The sequence below is a fragment of the Streptomyces albidus (ex Kaewkla and Franco 2022) genome (assembly GCF_013870515.1).
Taxonomy (GTDB): Bacteria; Actinomycetota; Actinomycetes; order Streptomycetales; family Streptomycetaceae; genus Streptomyces; species Streptomyces albidus.
Map to the genome: position 1 here is coordinate 1 of NZ_JACBXA010000001.1, position 16,364 is coordinate 16,364.

General features: G+C 69.7%; 12 protein-coding genes and 1 pseudogene. 6 read left to right on the top strand and 7 right to left on the bottom strand.

The features are described 5' to 3' along the window. Positions 1-1,044, bottom strand: a pseudogene (locus H5J26_RS00005) (ATP-binding protein); the annotation flags it as partial. A 158-nt stretch (positions 1,045-1,202) separates the two neighbouring features. Between H5J26_RS00005 and H5J26_RS00010 the strand changes: the two are divergent. Then, positions 1,203-3,983, top strand: coding sequence for an AAA family ATPase (locus tag H5J26_RS00010; protein ID WP_181763512.1), 2,781 nt, complete (start codon positions 1,203-1,205; stop codon positions 3,981-3,983). Positions 3,984-4,001: 18 nt separating this feature from the next. Here the strand turns inward: H5J26_RS00010 and H5J26_RS00015 are convergent, their stop codons facing one another. Next, positions 4,002-4,445, bottom strand: coding sequence for a DinB family protein (locus H5J26_RS00015; RefSeq protein WP_235980007.1), 444 nt, complete (start codon positions 4,443-4,445; stop codon positions 4,002-4,004). Positions 4,446-4,620: 175 nt separating this feature from the next. Then, positions 4,621-5,595, bottom strand: coding sequence for a chitinase (locus H5J26_RS00020; RefSeq protein ID WP_181763601.1), 975 nt, complete (start codon positions 5,593-5,595; stop codon positions 4,621-4,623). Positions 5,596-5,758: 163 nt separating this feature from the next. On the opposite strand from H5J26_RS00020, the gene H5J26_RS00025 reads away from it, so the two are divergent. Both H5J26_RS00025 and H5J26_RS00030 read left to right on the top strand, forming a co-directional pair. Further along, a complete protein-coding gene (locus H5J26_RS00025; protein WP_181763513.1) occupies positions 5,759-6,211 on the top strand; it encodes a hypothetical protein in 453 nt (150 codons plus the stop codon). A gap of 5 nt (positions 6,212-6,216) precedes the next feature. Then, positions 6,217-8,373: a glycosyltransferase gene (locus H5J26_RS00030; RefSeq protein ID WP_181763514.1), complete on the top strand. Its 2,157-nt coding sequence runs from the start codon at positions 6,217-6,219 to the stop codon at positions 8,371-8,373. A gap of 269 nt (positions 8,374-8,642) precedes the next feature. On the opposite strand, the gene H5J26_RS00035 is transcribed toward H5J26_RS00030, so the two are convergent. Further along, positions 8,643-9,311 (bottom strand): GOLPH3/VPS74 family protein, encoded by a 669-nt coding sequence (locus H5J26_RS00035; protein WP_181763515.1) that lies wholly within the window; start codon positions 9,309-9,311, stop codon positions 8,643-8,645. Positions 9,312-9,577: 266 nt separating this feature from the next. On the opposite strand from H5J26_RS00035, the gene H5J26_RS00040 reads away from it, so the two are divergent. After that, positions 9,578-10,345: a MerR family transcriptional regulator gene (locus H5J26_RS00040; protein WP_181763516.1), complete on the top strand. Its 768-nt coding sequence runs from the start codon at positions 9,578-9,580 to the stop codon at positions 10,343-10,345. A gap of 107 nt (positions 10,346-10,452) precedes the next feature. Here H5J26_RS00040 and H5J26_RS00045 read toward each other — a convergent pair whose 3' ends face one another. The 3 genes from H5J26_RS00045 to H5J26_RS00055 all read right to left on the bottom strand — a co-directional run bounded on the left by H5J26_RS00045 (position 10,453) and on the right by H5J26_RS00055 (position 14,648). Further along, positions 10,453-11,319: an ABC transporter permease gene (locus H5J26_RS00045; protein ID WP_181763517.1), complete on the bottom strand. Its 867-nt coding sequence runs from the start codon at positions 11,317-11,319 to the stop codon at positions 10,453-10,455. Then, on the bottom strand, positions 11,316-14,012 hold the full coding sequence (locus tag H5J26_RS00050) for an alpha/beta fold hydrolase (RefSeq protein ID WP_181763518.1): 2,697 nt from the start codon (positions 14,010-14,012) through the stop codon (positions 11,316-11,318). The genes H5J26_RS00045 and H5J26_RS00050 overlap by 4 nt, the downstream gene beginning before the upstream one ends. Positions 14,013-14,339: 327 nt before the next feature. Then, positions 14,340-14,648, bottom strand: coding sequence for a hypothetical protein (locus tag H5J26_RS00055; RefSeq protein WP_181763519.1), 309 nt, complete (start codon positions 14,646-14,648; stop codon positions 14,340-14,342). Positions 14,649-14,858: 210 nt separating this feature from the next. Here H5J26_RS00055 and H5J26_RS00060 point away from each other — a divergent pair, with 210 nt between their 5' ends. Next, positions 14,859-15,347 (top strand): hypothetical protein, encoded by a 489-nt coding sequence (locus tag H5J26_RS00060; RefSeq protein ID WP_181763520.1) that lies wholly within the window; start codon positions 14,859-14,861, stop codon positions 15,345-15,347. Next, a complete protein-coding gene (locus tag H5J26_RS00065) occupies positions 15,344-15,655 on the top strand; it encodes a hypothetical protein (RefSeq protein WP_181763521.1) in 312 nt (103 codons plus the stop codon). The genes H5J26_RS00060 and H5J26_RS00065 overlap by 4 nt, the downstream gene beginning before the upstream one ends. The last annotated feature ends 709 nt before the right edge of the window (positions 15,656-16,364 follow it).

Consider the following 16,364-nt stretch of genomic DNA (forward strand, 5'->3'; position numbering starts at 1 on the left):
GAGCCGGTCGAGCGCGACGCCGACGTCGGCAAGGCCGGCTCCGAGGGCTTCGGCGAGCAGCGGCAGGTCGGCCACTTGGGCGTCGTCCCACATGGCCACGGCGGCCAGCACCCGCTCGGCCTGCTGACCGAGCGCCTTGGCGCGGGCCAACAGCTCGTTCCCGGGCGGGAGTTGGATCGGCTGCTCCGGTACACGCAGGCACACCCGCCCTCGGAAGACGGTCAGCCGGTCGCGGTCCCAGAGGTCGGCGAAGGTGCTCAGCAGTGCACCCGGGTTGGTGAACAGCGGCCCCAGCGCGTTGCGCAGGCCGGCCGTCACCGCGTCGTCCAGGCGCCGGCCCGCCGCCCTGCGTACCAGTGCCTCGGCGGTCTTGCCGGCCAGCGGTCCGAGAGTGATCACCTGGTCGGCGACGTTCATCAACTCGACCACTCCCGGCGGCCGTTCGAAACCGTCCCGGCAGGTGGCCACCACCAGACAGCCGGACCGGCGGGCCGCGTCGAGCAGTGGGGCGGGTTCGGCGACGGCGTGTGCGTCATCCACGAGGATCGCGGTACGGCCATGGAGGCGGATCCGGTCGAACAGCAGGCCCAGTTCCGTCACCATGCCCGTGACCCGGCCGCCGGCGTCCCGTCCGTCGGACTCACCCAGCCGCACCAGCGCGGTGAGCGAATCGGCCAGCCTGCCGTCGTCGAACTCCTCGAACCGCTCACGTACGGTGCGCTCCGCGCAGGCGATCCCGAAGACGTCGCCGCACCCGTCCGCCGAGCCGGACGAGCTTCTCAACTCGTCAGCGGCAGCGGGGTCGTTCCGGCAGTCCGAATGATCCGTATGGTCCGCACGGGACGCGCCGGCGCCGAAGGACATCGGCAGCACCCGCGCCCCGTCCGCCTGGAGCAACTGCCCCGCAGCGTCGAGGAGTGCCGTCCTGCCGACGCCGGCCGGGCCGCGAACCACCACCAGCCGGCCGTTCCCGCTCGCCGACGCAGCGCGGAACGCGGCCAGTTCAGAGTCCCTGCCCAGCACCGTCGCACGGTCTCGGGTCAATGGCCGCCCCCCTCGTGAGGCTGTCCGTGTCGGCCACTCGCGGGCGTTCGCCACCGATTCCGAGCCCTCGCGAGGGAGTCGGGGGCGGTCCGGCCCGCTGGACGGGAGACTCTACATTCCGACGTCGGGCCGAGCGCCACGATGTGCATACTGGCTTCGTGATCCACCACTGGCGCGACTCGGTCAGGACCACCGAGTCACATCACAGACTGTACGGCCGGGACGCCGAGGTCGCGCGGATCACCGAGGTCGCCACCACGCCGGAGGCAGCGCCGCTGGTCCTTGTCACGGGCCCCATGGGCACAGGCCGCAGCGCCGTCCTGCACGGAGTCCGAGAGGCGCTCACCGCACGAGGCGTGGCCACCCTGACGCTGCGCATGTCCCGCAATGAACGCGACCGCTCCCACGCCCTGGTCTCCCGGCTGTCCGCCGAACTCGGCGCCTTACAAGGGGGCGGTGCCGCCGGACGTCCGGCAGGCGGCGCGGCGACTGCCCCGAGCCACCCGGACATCGGTCACCAACTGACCGCCGAATTACGATCGTTGCAGGTCGAAGGACGCCAACTGGTGGTGCTCGTCGACGATGTGCAGTGGGCCGACCCCGGCTCGCGCATGGCGCTGCTGCCGGTGATCCGCACCCTCGCGGGAGGCTGCGTCACCTTCGTGTGCGCCTACCGTCCCTCGCTGTCCGACCCCGCGGGCGGGCCGGCCTCGATGCGTCAACTGCGCGCCGCCGGGCTCGCCGAGCTGGTACCCCTGCGTCCGCTGCCCGCGGCGCAGGTGCGCGCGCTGGTCACCCACGAGATGCAGGCCGTACCGTCCGCCTCGCTGACCGCGTACCTCCGGGAAAGCTGCCGTGGCGTCCCCGGAGCCGTGCGCGCCGCCGTCGAGGGTCACCGCCGCAACGGCTCGTTGTGCGTCTTCGACCGGCATGCGTACCTCAAGTCACCCGACATGCCACCCGAACTCCCCAGCGAAGAGCCGTTGGTGGAGCAGGTGCGGCAACTGGGCGGACTGGCCTGGCCGGTGGCCAGGGCCCTGGCGGTGCTGCATCCGCTGGGTGGCGCAGCGCCAGGGCTGATCGCTCAGGCTCTGGACGTCGCAGAGAACGAGGTGCGCGAGGAGCTGTCCCGTCTGTGGGCCGAAGGGCTGCTGCGCCACAGTCGGCGAACGGGTGCCTGGCGGTTCCGGCTGCCGCTGCTGGCGGCCGCGCTGGCGGCCAGGCTCGGACAGTACGAGCGGCGCATGCTCGCGCGGTCGGCGGTCACCTCCATCTGGGCGGGCGACGCCACGCCCCCCGACGGGTATCTCGCCGATCAACTGGCCACCGCAGGCAGGTTCGTGGAGACAGGGCGCGCCGCCGGCGAGTTGGTCGCCCGGAGCGTGGAGGCCATGCTGCACAACGGGTCCTCCGCGGAGCGCTGGCTGCGGGCCGCCGTCAAGCTGACCGCTGAGCCGGGCGCGCACACGCAGGCACTGCTCCTGCACGCCTCCACGTGCTACATCCACCACTGGTACGCCGAAGCGCTGGAGAGTGCCTGGGCGGTGATCTCCACTCATCCGGACCGTGTCTCCTCAGCCGCCCTGCTCGAAGCCGAGATGATCTACGTCATCTCGGTGGCGGCGACCTCCGACACCTCGGCGCTCGCCAACATCGCCCAGGACGGCTGGCGTTCCCTGCCGGGCGGCGAGGGCCACCGAAGCATCGTCAGGTGTGCGGCGCTGTGCCACCTGGACCGCTGGCGCGAGGCGGACGAACATCTCAAGGCGACGCACGCCGCCTGGTCCCAGGGTGAGGCCATCGTCGCCGCCCTCGGGCAGTTCCTGAGCGAATGCGTCGCCGCCGCGCTGGGGCGGATGACGGCCTTCGACGGGAGCGTCGCCGACCCGACGAGCTGGCGTCTGTGGGAGAAGGGCTCCCGTCACCGGTACGAGCGGCTGTCCGGGCTGAACCGCACCTTGCTGGCCTGCGGTGAGCTGGACCGCGCCAATCGTCTGCTCACCGACCACGAACTGCCGTCCAACCACCGGCCGGTGCCGGACGAGATCGTGGCCCACTGCCTCGCCGGGCGCTGGGACCGGGCCCTGGACCTGGTACGGATGTTCCTGGCCAGCGACTCCGCGCTCGGCGACCTTCCCAGCCACACCATGATGTGCCGGGAGGCGAGCATCATCTTCGTCTGCCGCGGACGGCTCACCCAGGCCCGCACCGTGCTCGACAGGGCACGGGACGAACAGCCCGTCCAGCTGCATCTGACGGCCGTACCGGAATCCGAACTGGCACAGGCCCTCGGTGCGACCGAGCAGGCCGCCCGGGTGATCGCGGAGGCACTCGAGAGCACTGCCGAACGCGGGGTCGTCCTGGGTACGGACGAACTCTGGCTCAGCATGGCCCAATGGGAGCTGGCTGCGGGCAACGAGGACGCCGCGCGACGGTGCGCCCGGCGGGTGACGGAGGTCGCCGAACAACTCGGCACCGGCCGGTCCCGCCTGTGCCGGCTGCTCACCACCGCCGTGGCGCACCAGGACACCCAGGCCGCAGCGGAGGCCGTCCGCCTCGCCCGGCGACGCGCCCAGCCCTACGAACTGGCCGAGACGCTGACCACCGCGGTCCGCCACGGGCTCGCCGACGTGGCACTGCTGCGGGAGGCGTACGCGCTGTACGGCGAGTTGGACGCGCTGCTTCCACGGGCTCGGCTGCGGAACCTGATGCGTGCGCGGAACATCGCCGTGCCGGGCCGCAGCGAGACCATCGCGGAGAACGAGCGGCTGCTGGCCATCCTGGTGACCGAGGGGCTCACCAACCGCGAACTGGCCGTCGTGCTGGGCGGCAGCCAGAAGAGTGTGGAGTCCAGACTGGGCAGGCTGTTCAAGCGCACCGGCTACCAGTCCAGGGTCGAGCTCGTCTCCGCCATGCTGACCGGGGAGTACCCCGCCTGAGACCGCCCGCCGGCCCGGTCAGAAGTACCCCTTCGACCCGTCCAGCAGCTCACGGATGATGTCTGCGTGACCGGCATGGCGGGCGGTCTCCTCGATCATGTGGTGCAGGATCCACCGCAGAGATGTCTGGTCCGCCTTGTAGCCGGGGTGCTTGCCCACCGTTTCGAGCGCGTACGACGCCGTGATCCGGTTCGACACCTCGCACTGCCGCTCGTATTCGTCCAGCAGCCGAGCCAGGGGAATGCCCTCGACCATCATGTCCGCGCTCTCCGGCCCGTCTTCGAACTGCGGGCCCTCAGCGGGCCCTCCGGTCAGCAGGACCTCGAACCAGCAGTGCTCGACCCAGCGCATGTGGGAGACGAGCCCGGCCATCGTCATGTGCGGAGAGGTGGGCAGCACGGCCCGGTGTGCCTCCGCCTCCGAGAGCCCCTCGCACTTCCAGTGGATGACGGCGCGCTGCAGGTCGAGTCATTCGACGAGCTGTGTGCGCTCGTCGGCGTCGAATCGTGGACGTACGCGAGGAGGCGTCATGCCCGGACGCTAGCCCTTTCCCGTTCCGGGGCGCAGGGCGATCTCAGGGCTCCGGCGTGGTGCTGTCGGTGCCGGCCGGGGGCTCGCCGATTCCGCCGCGGCAGCTTCACCGGCCCGACAGCGCCGCCGCGAACGCGCCCTCGTCCTGGGTGACACCGCTGCAGGTCTCGTCGACCTCCGCCTTGGCGCCGCCCGCGCACTCCCGGTCACGTGCGGAGGACCACATGGACAGCCCGCCGAGGTCTCTTTCGGACGCGAACCCGGCCAGCTGCGTGGCGTCGTCCAGCGTGAAGGTCTCGGCCTCGATGTCGTTGACGCCGATCATCACCGTCAGCCGCAGCGTTCGCCAGGCGTCGGCTTCGGACAGCCCGAGGAGGCTCTTCAGCTCGCCCTGTACGGCATGCGCCGCCGCCTCGCCGTAGTCGCCCATGTCGCCGGTGTGGGACGGGCTGTAGCTCATCGCCATGACGTTCACGGCGGAGATCTCCACGTCCTGGCCTTCGGCGACGCGGAGCAACTCCTTGCCCTCCGTCGTCAGTCCTGTGGGCATCACGGGCAGGGTGAACGACACGTCCAGTCCGTCGCGCCCGCGCTGAAGCAGCTCGATCGCCTTCGCTCGGCGAAGCGTGGCTGCGGAGTCCTCCAGCGTGTCCCCTTCGATGTCGAAGTCGGCGCTTTCCGCGCCGGTCTGATGCAGCACCTGCTCGTAGGCCGCGGCGAGTTCGGCCGGGCTGTCGCAGGCCAGAGCAAGTTCGGTGTCCGTGGCGCCTCCGAAGGACACGCGGATGTCCGCTCCGTCTTCCCGCAGCGCGCTGATCCGCTTCTTGGCGGCCGCATCGCCGATGGCGGTCTCGTCGTCCCACATGGGGCTGCATTCGTCGCGCCCCGACGCGACGGCGAACGCCACGTGGTACGCCGACGGTTTGCCTGCGGTCTCCGTCTCCGCGGCCGAGGTGGCGCTCACGTACGGAGCGAAGGGGACAGCGTCTCCGGCTGAATCGTCACCGGCGTGGTCGGGTGACGTGCCGCCCGACGAGCATCCCGCGCAGGCGATCGCGAGAACGGCTGTCAGACGCACCATCCAGTGCCGCACGCCGATCGCCCCCTTCCGCACCCTTCGAAGTGGCTCTCACGGGAAGGCAGTTCGCGAGAGCGTCCCGGCTCAGCAGCAACCTTGGCACTTGCGCTGCGTTCCGGGCGGGGCCACAGAGAAATCACAAGAACGGTCTCCAGGATGCCCGCCCATGAGTCTCTCGCCTAGCGACGCGCATCCCGACCACCGCCGGCGGCACGGGAGCCCGGACCGGTCCGAGGAGGCGGACGAGCTCGTCTTCGTCGATGCCTCCGGCCGCCGTGCCCTTCTCCTGCGCCGGGCCGGGATGGTCGTCGGGGCAGCTTTCCTCGTGTACGGGGGGATGGTCGGTGTGGCCTTCATGGGAGGTCCCTCGCTCGCCCCCGCGGAACTCGCGCCCTTCGAGAACGTCGGCACCACGCAGGATCCGGGCACCGAGCGTGTGCAGAAGGACGACTCACCCTCGGCGCGGAACTCGGCGAGGCCGTGCCGGAAGCAGTGCCGCAAGAACTGCAGGAAGCACCTCGGAAAGCCGTGCAGGAGAACGGCGTTCGGCAGAGCTGCCGACAGGAACAACGGCCCGACGCCCGCGCGGTCCGCCCCCGCCGCCGGTGAGAGCCCCTGAAGCAGATGACCTCCACCGCCACACGTCCGAGGCATGCCAAGCCCGGCCAGCTGTCCGCCGCCCGCCGACCGGCCTTCTTCGGGCCGCGCGCGGTGCTCGCCTTGCTCGCTCTGCTCACGCTGGTCGGCGTGATGCTCTTCAACGGCTATCTGCACTCCGAACTCGGTGACGACACCCGCGTGCGCGAGAACGCCTCCTCCGACCGCGTCCCGGAGAAGGTCCTCAACGGCGGGTCCACGCTGTCGTTCCCCGACGGCAAGGCGCGCAGCCGGCCCGTCCCGCGCAGGACCGTGGCCTTGACCTTCGACGACGGCCCGGATCCGCAGTGGACCCCGAAGATCCTCGCCATCCTCGAGAAGTACGACGTGCCGGGCACCTTCTTCGTCGTCGGATCCATGTCGGCCCGCTATCCGGGCGCCGTCCGCGAGATCGTCGACGGCGGCAACGAGCTCGGGGTCCACTCCTTCACGCACGTCGATCTCTCGTACCAGAGCAAGCAGCGCGTCGACCGGGAGATGGCCCAGACACAGCTCGCTCTCGCCGGCGCCGCAGGGGTCAACACCTCGCTGTTCAGGGCTCCTTACTCCTCCACCCCGGATGCCGTGGACGACTACAGCTGGCCCGTCTACCGGCGGCTCGGTCGCAACGGCTACACCAGCGCCTTCGTGGACACCGACAGCGAGGACTGGCAGAACCCCGGGGTGTCGAAGATCGTCGAGAACGCCACGCCCAAGGGCACCAAGGGCACATCCGTCCTCTTCCACGACTCCGGGGGCGACCGTTCCCAGACGCTGAAGGCGCTGCCCGAGTACATCGAGAAGATGAAGGCGCGCGGCTACACGTTCGCCACCGTCAGCGAGGCGACGCGACAGCCCAGCGCCCACAGGCAGGTCTCCGGAGCCCCCTTGTGGCAGGGCAAGGCACTCGTCGCGGCGACGGCGGTCGCCGATTTCATCATGCCGGTCCTGGTCGTCGGGCTCACGGTCGTCGGCGTCGCCGTGCTCGGCCGCTTCGCGCTCATGCTGGTACTCGCCCGCCGGCACCACCGGCAGCGCAACCGCCCGGGCTTCTTCTGGGGCCCGGAGGTGGTGGAGCCGGTGAGCGTGGTCGTCCCGGCGTACAACGAGAAGGAATGCATCGTCGGCACGGTCACCTCGCTCGCGCGGAGCACCCATCCGATCGAGATCATCGTGGTCGACGACGGTTCGACGGACGGCACTCCGGAGCTGGTCGAGGCGCTCGGCCTGCGCAATGTCAGGGTGGTCAGGCAGGAGAACTCGGGGAAGGCCACTGCTCTCAACAGAGGGATCGCGCACGCCCGTTGGGGAATCGTCGTGATGATGGACGGTGACACGGTCTTCGAACCGGACACGATCCACGCGCTGGTGCAGCCCTTCGGCGATCCGTCCGTCGGCGCGGTCGCGGGCAACGCCAAGGTCGGCAACCGCAGGACACTCATCGGGGCCTGGCAGCACATCGAGTACGTGATGGGCTTCAACCTCGACCGCCGCATGTACGACCTGCTGCGCTGCATGCCCACCATCCCCGGTGCCGTCGGCGCCTTCCGCCGCGAGGCACTCGCGCACACGGGCGGCATGAGCGAGGGCACCCTCGCGGAGGACACGGACGTCACCATCGCCCTGCAGCGCAGCGGCTGGCGGGTCGTGTACGCCGAGCACGCCGTCGCCTGGACGGAGGCGCCGGGCTCCATGCGGCAGTTGTGGCGGCAGCGCTACCGCTGGAGCTACGGCACGATGCAGGCGCTGTGGAAGCATCGCCGGTCCGTCTTCGACCGTGGGCCGTCGGGGCGGTTCGGCCGCGTCGGCATGCCGATGGTCGTCCTCTTCCAGGTCCTCACACCGCTCCTGGCGCCGCTGATCGACCTCTTCACCCTCTACGCCGTGGTCTTCATCGACCCGGTGAAGTCGCTGGCGGCGTGGGGGCTGGTCCTGGCCGTTCAGCTGATGGCCGCCGCGTACGCCTTCCGGCTGGACCGGGAGCAGTACCGCTACCTGCTGATGCTGCCGCTTCAGCAGATCGTGTACCGGCAGCTGATGTACCTCGTACTGATCCAGTCCTGCATCACGGCCGCTGCCGGAGGGCGACTGCGCTGGCAGAAGCTCAAGCGCACGGGAGAGGTCGGAGCGGTGGGGCCGGGATGACGCACGCGGGACGGCGCGGGCGGTGGTTTGCCGGCTCCGGCCACGTCGTGGCGAAAACGTGACTCCCCGGCATCTTGTCCAAATTGGACGTACGGGGTCATTCTCTACATGAGCGGTTGGGACGGGGTTCGTTGACTGACCAGTCTCCCGTTCGCTCCCGTGGGGGGTGGCGAACGGTCCGCCCCGCCTGATCCTGTGGGGGGATCAGGCGGGGCCCTTCTCCGACGAGCCCCGTACCGGTTTCCACGGGCCGAAAACGCGCAGGCGACCTAGCTGGTGACGGCGGCGGCGCTTCCTGCGGAGATCGATGCCATGGTCCGCATCACGGCGGAGTTCACTGCTTCAGCGCCCCAACTCTCCAGCTCCAGTTCCTTCGCACGCTTGTAGACCTTGCCCGACCACGGGATGGAGCGGTGCAGGGTTGTCAGGGTGCCGCTCGCGGAGAGCAGCCCCACCAGAGCCGCTGTCCGCGCATCGGGCTCCGCGTGGTCCACGAGTACGGCGCGAACCTTCTCCACCAGGGCCTTCTTGCGCCGGGTGTCCGCGATCGTGATCGACGTCGAGGAGAAGAGCCCCAGCCACTTCTTGGTGTCCCGACGGAGCACGCCTCGCTTGACGAGCCGGTCGAGTACGGTCCCGCGCAGCGTGGGACCGATCTCTGCGAGGAGGCTCTGGACGCCGCGTACGCGTCGGGCGACCTTGTCGTGGGCGTCCTTGAGAATCGGATCCGGTAGCCGGCTGCCTGGGACGGCGCGCACCTTCAGGCCGGTCAGTCCCCTGTCGTTCTGGTCGACCGTGACGTGGCCGCCGAGACCGAGTTCGACGAGCACGGCGCCGCCCAAGGTGTAGTAGAGCGTTCCTTCCCCAGCGACCGCTCCCGACTTGTCGTCCATCATCAGCAGCATCAGATCTTCGACGACGAGCAGCTCGTTCTGCATGGTCCTTCTTCCAGTCTTCGTGATGCGGACGGTGGGTGTCAGGGACGGGATCTGCGCTGCCCTCCATCGCGGGCGGGGCTCGCCCCCCCTCCTCGCCTGGAAGCCGTCGGCCGCGTGGGACGGCAACGCGCCGGGGGGCTCCCCGAGTGGGCTGCCACCACTCACGACACACTGTGCCGCTGCGTCACAGTCAAGTAGTCCGTGGTGCACGACCCGGCCGGCAGTGGGCTTGCCCATGCCGCCACGGCATGGTGTGCACTTGTCGTATGGCCTGGAGCACCCGAGAGATCGCCGAGCTTGCCGGAGTCAGCCTGCGAGCGGTCCGGCACTACCACGACGTCGGGCTGCTGACAGAACCCGAGCGGCGCGCCAACGGCTACAAGCAGTACGGCGTCGCGCACCTGGTCCGGCTGCTGCGCATCAAGCGCCTCACCGATCTCGGGTTCTCACTGGCGCACATCGCCGACATGGGCGACGTCGAGCACCACCCTGAGGAAGCTCTGCGCACCCTCGACGCTGAACTCGCAGCCACCATCGAACGCCTCCAGCGGGCCCGCGCCGAACTCGGCCTGATACTGCGCCAGTCACTTCCGACCGACCTTCCGACCGAGGTCGGCCCGGTCCGAACGACTCTGTCCGATGCGGACCGGTCTCTGTTCACGGTGATGACGCGCGTCCTCGGCCCCGCCCCTCGGCAGGCCTGGGCGGACGTGCTGCGGAATCAGCCCGAGGACCCCGTGGACAAGGAATTCGACGCACTGCCCGCCGACGCCGACGAGCAGACCCGGCAGGACATCGCCGAGCGCATGGTGCCTTCCGCCCGAGAGCTGTTCGACGAGCACCCGGCCCTGGGCGCACCTGCTGCCGGCGCTCCTCACGGCGAAGCCTTCGCCATGGAGACGATCGGGAAGGCTCTCAGGGACCTGTACAACCCGGCGCAGCTCGACGTCCTTCAGCGCCTCAACGCACTGCTCGCCGCAGGCCCCGACGGGGGCATCTCCCAGGCCGAAGGCTCTGGGGGAGAACAACCGTAGCCGTCCAACTCGGGGAAGCCGGCCAGGACTCCCCGCTGCCGGAAGGCGGGCAGCACTCACGCCAAGGACCGCCCCGGAGGCCTGTGGGCCGCTGCCCTTCGGGGCGTTCAGGAGAGGACGTCCTTGCGGGCGAACCCCCGGAAGGCCAGGGCGAACAGCACCAGCGCGTAGGCCACCGAGACGGAAGTCCCCTTGATCATCCCGGCCCACTCCAGCTGGGGCTGTACGGCGTCCGCCCACGCGTACTGCCAGTGCGCGGGCAGGAACTCACGCCAGGAGCCGAGAGCTTCGACCGCGTCGAGCAGATTGCCTACGATCGTCAGCCCGACGGCTCCGCCGACGGCACCCAACGGCGCGTCCGTGGTGGTGGAGAGCCAGAACGCCAGTCCTGCCGTGACGAGTTGGGAGACGAACACGAACGCGACGGCGAGGGCGAGTCTGAACAGGGCGTCCGTGGCGGGAATCGAGCTGCCCGTGGGGCTCTGAAGCGGGTGCCAGCCGTAGGCGACCGCGCCCACGGCCAGTGAGAGGAGCGGCAGGAAGACGATCGCGGCCAGGCTGAAGGTCAGAGCCACTACGAGCTTGCTCCACAGCAGCCGCGCGCGGGGCACGGGCGCGGCCAGCAGGTAGCGCAGCGACGACCATCCGGCCTCCGAGGCGACGGTGTCCCCGAAGAACAGCGCCACGGGGATGACCAGCAGGAACCCTGCCGAGAGGAACAGTGCCGAGGCGGCGAAGTTGAGGCCGGAGGCGGTGGCGGTGTCCATCAGGTTGATCCGTTGCTCCCGCCCGCCCCCGCCGCCGTCGTCGTCCCCGCCGATCGCGAAGGCGAGGACCAGGACGAAGGGAAGGGCGGCGAGGATCACTGCCACGACCGCCGTGCGACGGCGCCGCAGCTGCCGTACGGCCTCCACCCGGAAGGGGAGGGTGCGGCCCGCCCGATAGCCGGACGCGGTCTCCAACTGGGCGGTCACGAGGTCTTCTCCCCTTCGATCAGCGTGAGGAAGGCGTCCTCGAGGCGACGGTGCGGGCCCAGGGCGTTCACCGGGATCCCCATCCCGACCAGTTCCGCGAGCAGTTGGGACGGACTCGCTCCACCCAGGCGTACGAGCAGGCCCTCGTCGCTCCGCACGACGGAGACGACGCCCTCAAGTCCGGCCACCTTCCCCACCACGGCGTCGGACAGAGCCGGGCCGTCGATGCCGACGAACAGCGTCTCTCCGGAGCCGATGATCTCCGTGACCGTGCCCGCCTGCACCAGTCGGCCGCGGTCCATGACGACAAGGTGGGTGCAGGTCTGCTCGACCTCGGCGAGGAGGTGGGAGGAGACGATGACGGTGCGGCCCTGGGCGGCGTAGCGGATCATCACCTCGCGCATCTCGCGGATCTGCGGTGGATCGAGTCCGTTGGTCGGCTCGTCGAGGATCAGCAGATCGGGCAGGCCGAGCATGGCCTGGGCGATGGCGAGCCGCTGCCGCATGCCCTGGGAGTACGTGCGCACCGCACGTTGGAGTGCGTCCCCGAGCCCGGCGATCTCCAGGGCTTCCTCGATGTGGGCGTCCTGGGCGGGGCGGGCGGTCGCGGCCCAGTACAGCTCCAGGTTGGCGCGCCCCGACAGGTGCGGGAGGAATCCCGCGCTCTCGACGAAGGCGCCCACCCGGGACAGCACGGGCGCACCGGCGTGAACCGCGTGTCCGTAGATGCGGATCTCACCCTTGTCGGGCTTGACGAGGCCCATCAGCATGCGGAGGGCCGTCGTCTTGCCCGCTCCGTTCGGGCCGAGGAGGCCGAGCACCTGCCCCTTCTCCACCCTGAAGGACAGGTCGCGTACGGCGTACCTGTCGGCAGACTTCGAATAGCGCTTCGTCAGCCCGGAGATCTCCAGCGGCACGTCCGTCAGCTGCGGATCGGGGGCCGGGGCCGCGGTGCGGCGCCTGCCGACCACCAGCAGCAGGACCGCGGCGACGGCGCCTGCGAGGGGAAGGCCCCACACCCAGGCGGGCAGCGAGGCCGTTTCGGCGGTGACGCCGCTTGCGGTGGGAACGCTCAGTGCGCTCTCCACCGAGGCGGTGTACGAAGTCGGTTCGACGGGCGACGCGTAGCCGAGGTCGGTGGCGGCGAGAACGAGCCGCAACCGGTGGCCCGCCTCGGCCTCGTAGTCGACGGCAGGCAGGCGGAGTTGAACGGTCCGGCCCTTCTGGGCACCGGTGACCCTGACTGGGGAGACGAGCTGGGAGGGCAGTCTCCTGCTGCCGTCCGGCCCGACGTCGTACAGCTTCGCGAAGAGCACGGCGTCGTCGGCGCCGTCGGACTTCACCCGGACCCTGACGGTGGGCGAGCCGGTGATACGCAGGGAGTTCTTCAGCGGACGGGAGTCGAAGCGTGCGTGCTGGCCTGGGAAGTCGATGTTCAGACTGCCGACGCCGAGGGAGGACAGTTGCGAAAGGCCGCCGCCGAGGCTGGGAATGGAGGAGATCGAAGGCGGCCCTGCGCCCGGCGGGTTCTCGAAGGACTCCTCCGCGGTGCCGAGGGCGACCGTGCCGGCACCGCTGTTCAGCCCGGGGTAGGCGGTTCCGGTGGCGCCCCGCGTCTGGAGCGTGCCGTCCGTGGAATCCATCCCGCCGGACTCGGTGATGCGGAAGGCAGGGCCTGTCTCCGCGCCCTCGTCGCCTTTGAGGTAGTGGTCGAACCAAGCGGTCGTACGGGCGTCGAGCCGGGCCGTCTCCAGATCGCCGCCGTCGTGCCCACCGGCGAACCAGTCGACGGCGACAGGCGCCCCGTTGGCACGGATCGCCTTGGCCATGGCATCGGCCTGGTCGAGCGGGAAGAGGGAGTCGGACTGGCCCTGGGCGATCAGCGTGGGCACCTCGATCCGCTCCCCCACCGCGGAGGGGCTGCGGGCTTCGAGCAGGTCACGGGCGGCGGCGTCCGGCTTGCCGCTCACCGCCACCCGCTCGTACATCTCGCACACCTCCGCCTCGAAGCTGCCGCAGCCACCCTCGGGAGAGCCGGTGCCGAAGAAGACTCCCGCCCAGAGCCTCTTGAAAACCCCGTCCGGGAACAGCGCGTCAGCCAGATTCCAGTACGTCATCCGCGGCGCGACGGCGTCGACCCGCTTGTCGTGTCCGGCCGCGAGCAGCGCCATCGCACCGCTGTAGGAGCCTCCGGCCACGCCGACGCGTGGGTCGCCGGTCTTGTCGAGCCGGACCTCCGGACGCTGCGCCAGCCAGTCGATCAGTCGGGAGACGTCCGCGACCTCGTGATCCGGGTCGTTGAGGCCGATCTCGCCGGTCGAGGCCCCGAAGCCGCGTGCGGACCAGGTCAGTACGGCGTACCCCTCGCGCGCCAGCTTCTGCGCCTGCTCACGTACGTCGTCCTTGCTTCCGCCGAAACCGTGCCCGAGCAGCACGGCGGGCCGCTTCCCGGAGCGGGGGCCCGAGGTGAAGTACGAGGTGTCGATCTGCGCACCGGGCATGTCGAAGGTGCGGTTCGCCCGGTGGACGGGCGGCTGCTCATCGGACGCCATCGCGTTCCAGGTGCCTGCCCCGGCGAGTACGACGACGGCGGCAGCCACGACGAGCAGCCGTCTCCAGCCGCCGCGTGCCTTGCCGCGCAGTCGGGCCGGCAGTCGAGCCGGCGATATCCCGCGGCTCTTGCGCAGATTCATGCTCGAACCTTAGAAGGACGGAAGGCCTGATTGGGGCGCTCTGCAGGTGGATTCCGGCTCCGCTCAGAGGAGTACACGGACTGTCCGGCGTACAACCGACGGGGTACGGGCCCTCGTGGTGCCTTGAGACGCTCAGCCGGCCGGTGGTTGACCGGGGCACTCGCGAGGCTGTCGTCGGCAGATGCATCTGACGGCCAGGCATCGTCCCGTTCAGGTCGAATCGTGACCGCCGCCGGGCGCTGTCTCCACGGAGGACGGCATGCTTCAGGGGCCGGGCTTTGAGGGCTCGGCCCCTGAAGCATTGCCGGCGGAAGGCGGTTGCAGTGACTACATGATGTCGCCGGCGATCGATGTCCCGGTGCCACCGGTGGAGTCTCCGGCGGTGTTCACGTTGTCGTCGTTGCCGAGACCGCAGATCTGCTGGGTAGCGCTGGAGTCGGCGTCGCCGGCATCGCCGGTGGTCACCGGGGCGGCGGTGCCCTCGAGCGTGAACACCAGGGTGTTGCTGTCGGCTTCCTGCTCGCAGTTGACCGTCGGGATCTCCTGCTCGACCTGGGCGGATGCGACACCGGCACCGAGCATGCTGACGCTTCCGACCATGGCGGCCACAACGACTGCTTCGCGAAGCTTGCGCATTACTTCTCCACTTCCATGAGGCTGGACCGCGATCGGCAAAGATCGCTTACAGATGCACAGAAGCTATGGGCGGAAACACCCAACAAGGGAAACAACACGCCATTTCACCCGATTCGGCGTCTCGACGTACCGACGATCGCGGGTGGCCCCGACGTGAGCAGTTGAGTAGCACACATTGTCGGCGCGGTCCTGGGTGAGCATCATCGGGGGATGCGAACGCAAGCACATGGATGGCTCCTGGTGGCCGGCGGTGTTCTGGTCTCCGGCGTACCGGTGGCCACCTGGGGACTGATGGGGCAGGACGATGCGCAGGTCCTACAGCAATCCCAACTCGACCACGGCTACCGGCCCTTGACGCTCCCGGCGGGCCTGGAGACCGCGTTGGGTATCGGCGCCCTGTTGCTCGCGGGAGCCGGCGCGGTGCTGCTGGTGCGCGCCCAACGCCGCGGGGCCTTCGATCGGCGCTGGTGGCAGGTGCTCGCGCCCCTGGTGGCGGCGGGACTGATCGTCGGCGCGGGGTGGCGTGTGGTCAATGCCGGGGGGACCCCCGACAACATCGGAGCCGGTCTGGTCGTGTTGTTCGGCGGCCCGTTCGTGGTGGCGCTGGCGCTGTGGGCACTGGGCCGCGGGGTGTCGCTCGCACTGCAGCGGGACGCTCGCCGTCCGGAGCCCAGGGCCACGCAGGGGTCGCTGTCATGAGGAACGACGGCCAGGACCCCGAGGTAGCCCCGAGCATCCGGGGGCTGCGCATCACTTCAGGCATCGCACTCGCTCTGCTGCCCGTTCTGTTCATGCTGGCCTTCGGCCTGGTCCTCGACGATGCCCTGAACGGGGAGTCGACACTTCTCTTCGACGTCGGCACCTGCATGTTCGCCGGCTCCGGGCTGCTGGGCCTCGCGGTGCTGTTTGTGCCCGCGCGGGCGCTGGACCGCCGCGCGCGGATCGCTCTCCTCGTCGCCCAGTGCGGGCTGATGCCCGTGGCTGTGGCTCTGGTCGCCGTGGCCTGACCCCGCCGCCCTCGCTCGGATGCCGCCTGCGGCCGGCGTGGGCGGCGCCGGCTCCTCAACGTGGGAGGCAGAGGGCGCAACGAGTTGTCCCATGGCTCGAATTGGCGGTGTCTTATCCCTGACCCTTCTTCCACGCGGGCGGTATTCCGCTGCTGAAGCGGCCCGTCATCACCTGCACTGGTTGCGGGAAGCTGGACCTGCGGCCCAAGTGGGGCAACAGTGCGGCAATTCGGTTTGCCACGGGTCGTAAGGAATTGTTGCAGGTGTCAGCGAGAAGGATCTCGATAGCGCTTCCCTACGATGACTGATTTTCGCGGCGATTCCCGGGCAAGGGACTCAGCGGGAAACCGTCTTGAAAGCCTTGGATATTTCATGACATGTCCTGCTCCCCCGATGCCGTGACCGTGGCCGAAGCAGCCCTCACCCGTCCCATCGTCACCTGTTGACGACCCCCGGCATAAGGCGCCTGTTCAGCAGCCAATGCCTGGCTGTATTCATGGGGGTCAACCCGGTTTCGTCGATTGAGGCCGCGTCCGTGGGCCCGGCCGAGCCTGCTTCCGCGTGGGGGACGCGTACGTGTTCCGTCCCTGGACGGCAAAATGCAAGAGCGCTGATGTGTGGTCTTCACGTCACGCCAGAGCGTTTAGAAGGTTCGTTATTCGGTCGCAACTCTTTCACCAGCGACAATGTCGGCGCGTGATGCAAGGAT

Bases quoted from the DNA above. Each gene is read 5' to 3' on its own strand.
- H5J26_RS00020 (WP_181763601.1), bottom strand. From the start codon at position 5,595: ATGGTGCGTCTGACAGCCGTTCTCGCGATCGCCTGCGCGGGATGCTCG.
- H5J26_RS00025 (WP_181763513.1), top strand. From the start codon at position 5,759: ATGAGTCTCTCGCCTAGCGACGCGCATCCCGACCACCGCCGGCGGCAC.
- H5J26_RS00030 (WP_181763514.1), top strand. From the start codon at position 6,217: ATGACCTCCACCGCCACACGTCCGAGGCATGCCAAGCCCGGCCAGCTG.
- H5J26_RS00035 (WP_181763515.1), bottom strand. From the start codon at position 9,311: ATGCAGAACGAGCTGCTCGTCGTCGAAGATCTGATGCTGCTGATGATG.
- H5J26_RS00040 (WP_181763516.1), top strand. From the start codon at position 9,578: ATGGCCTGGAGCACCCGAGAGATCGCCGAGCTTGCCGGAGTCAGCCTG.
- H5J26_RS00050 (WP_181763518.1), bottom strand. From the start codon at position 14,012: ATGAATCTGCGCAAGAGCCGCGGGATATCGCCGGCTCGACTGCCGGCC.
- H5J26_RS00055 (WP_181763519.1), bottom strand. From the start codon at position 14,648: ATGCGCAAGCTTCGCGAAGCAGTCGTTGTGGCCGCCATGGTCGGAAGC.
- H5J26_RS00060 (WP_181763520.1), top strand. From the start codon at position 14,859: ATGCGAACGCAAGCACATGGATGGCTCCTGGTGGCCGGCGGTGTTCTG.
- H5J26_RS00065 (WP_181763521.1), top strand. From the start codon at position 15,344: ATGAGGAACGACGGCCAGGACCCCGAGGTAGCCCCGAGCATCCGGGGG.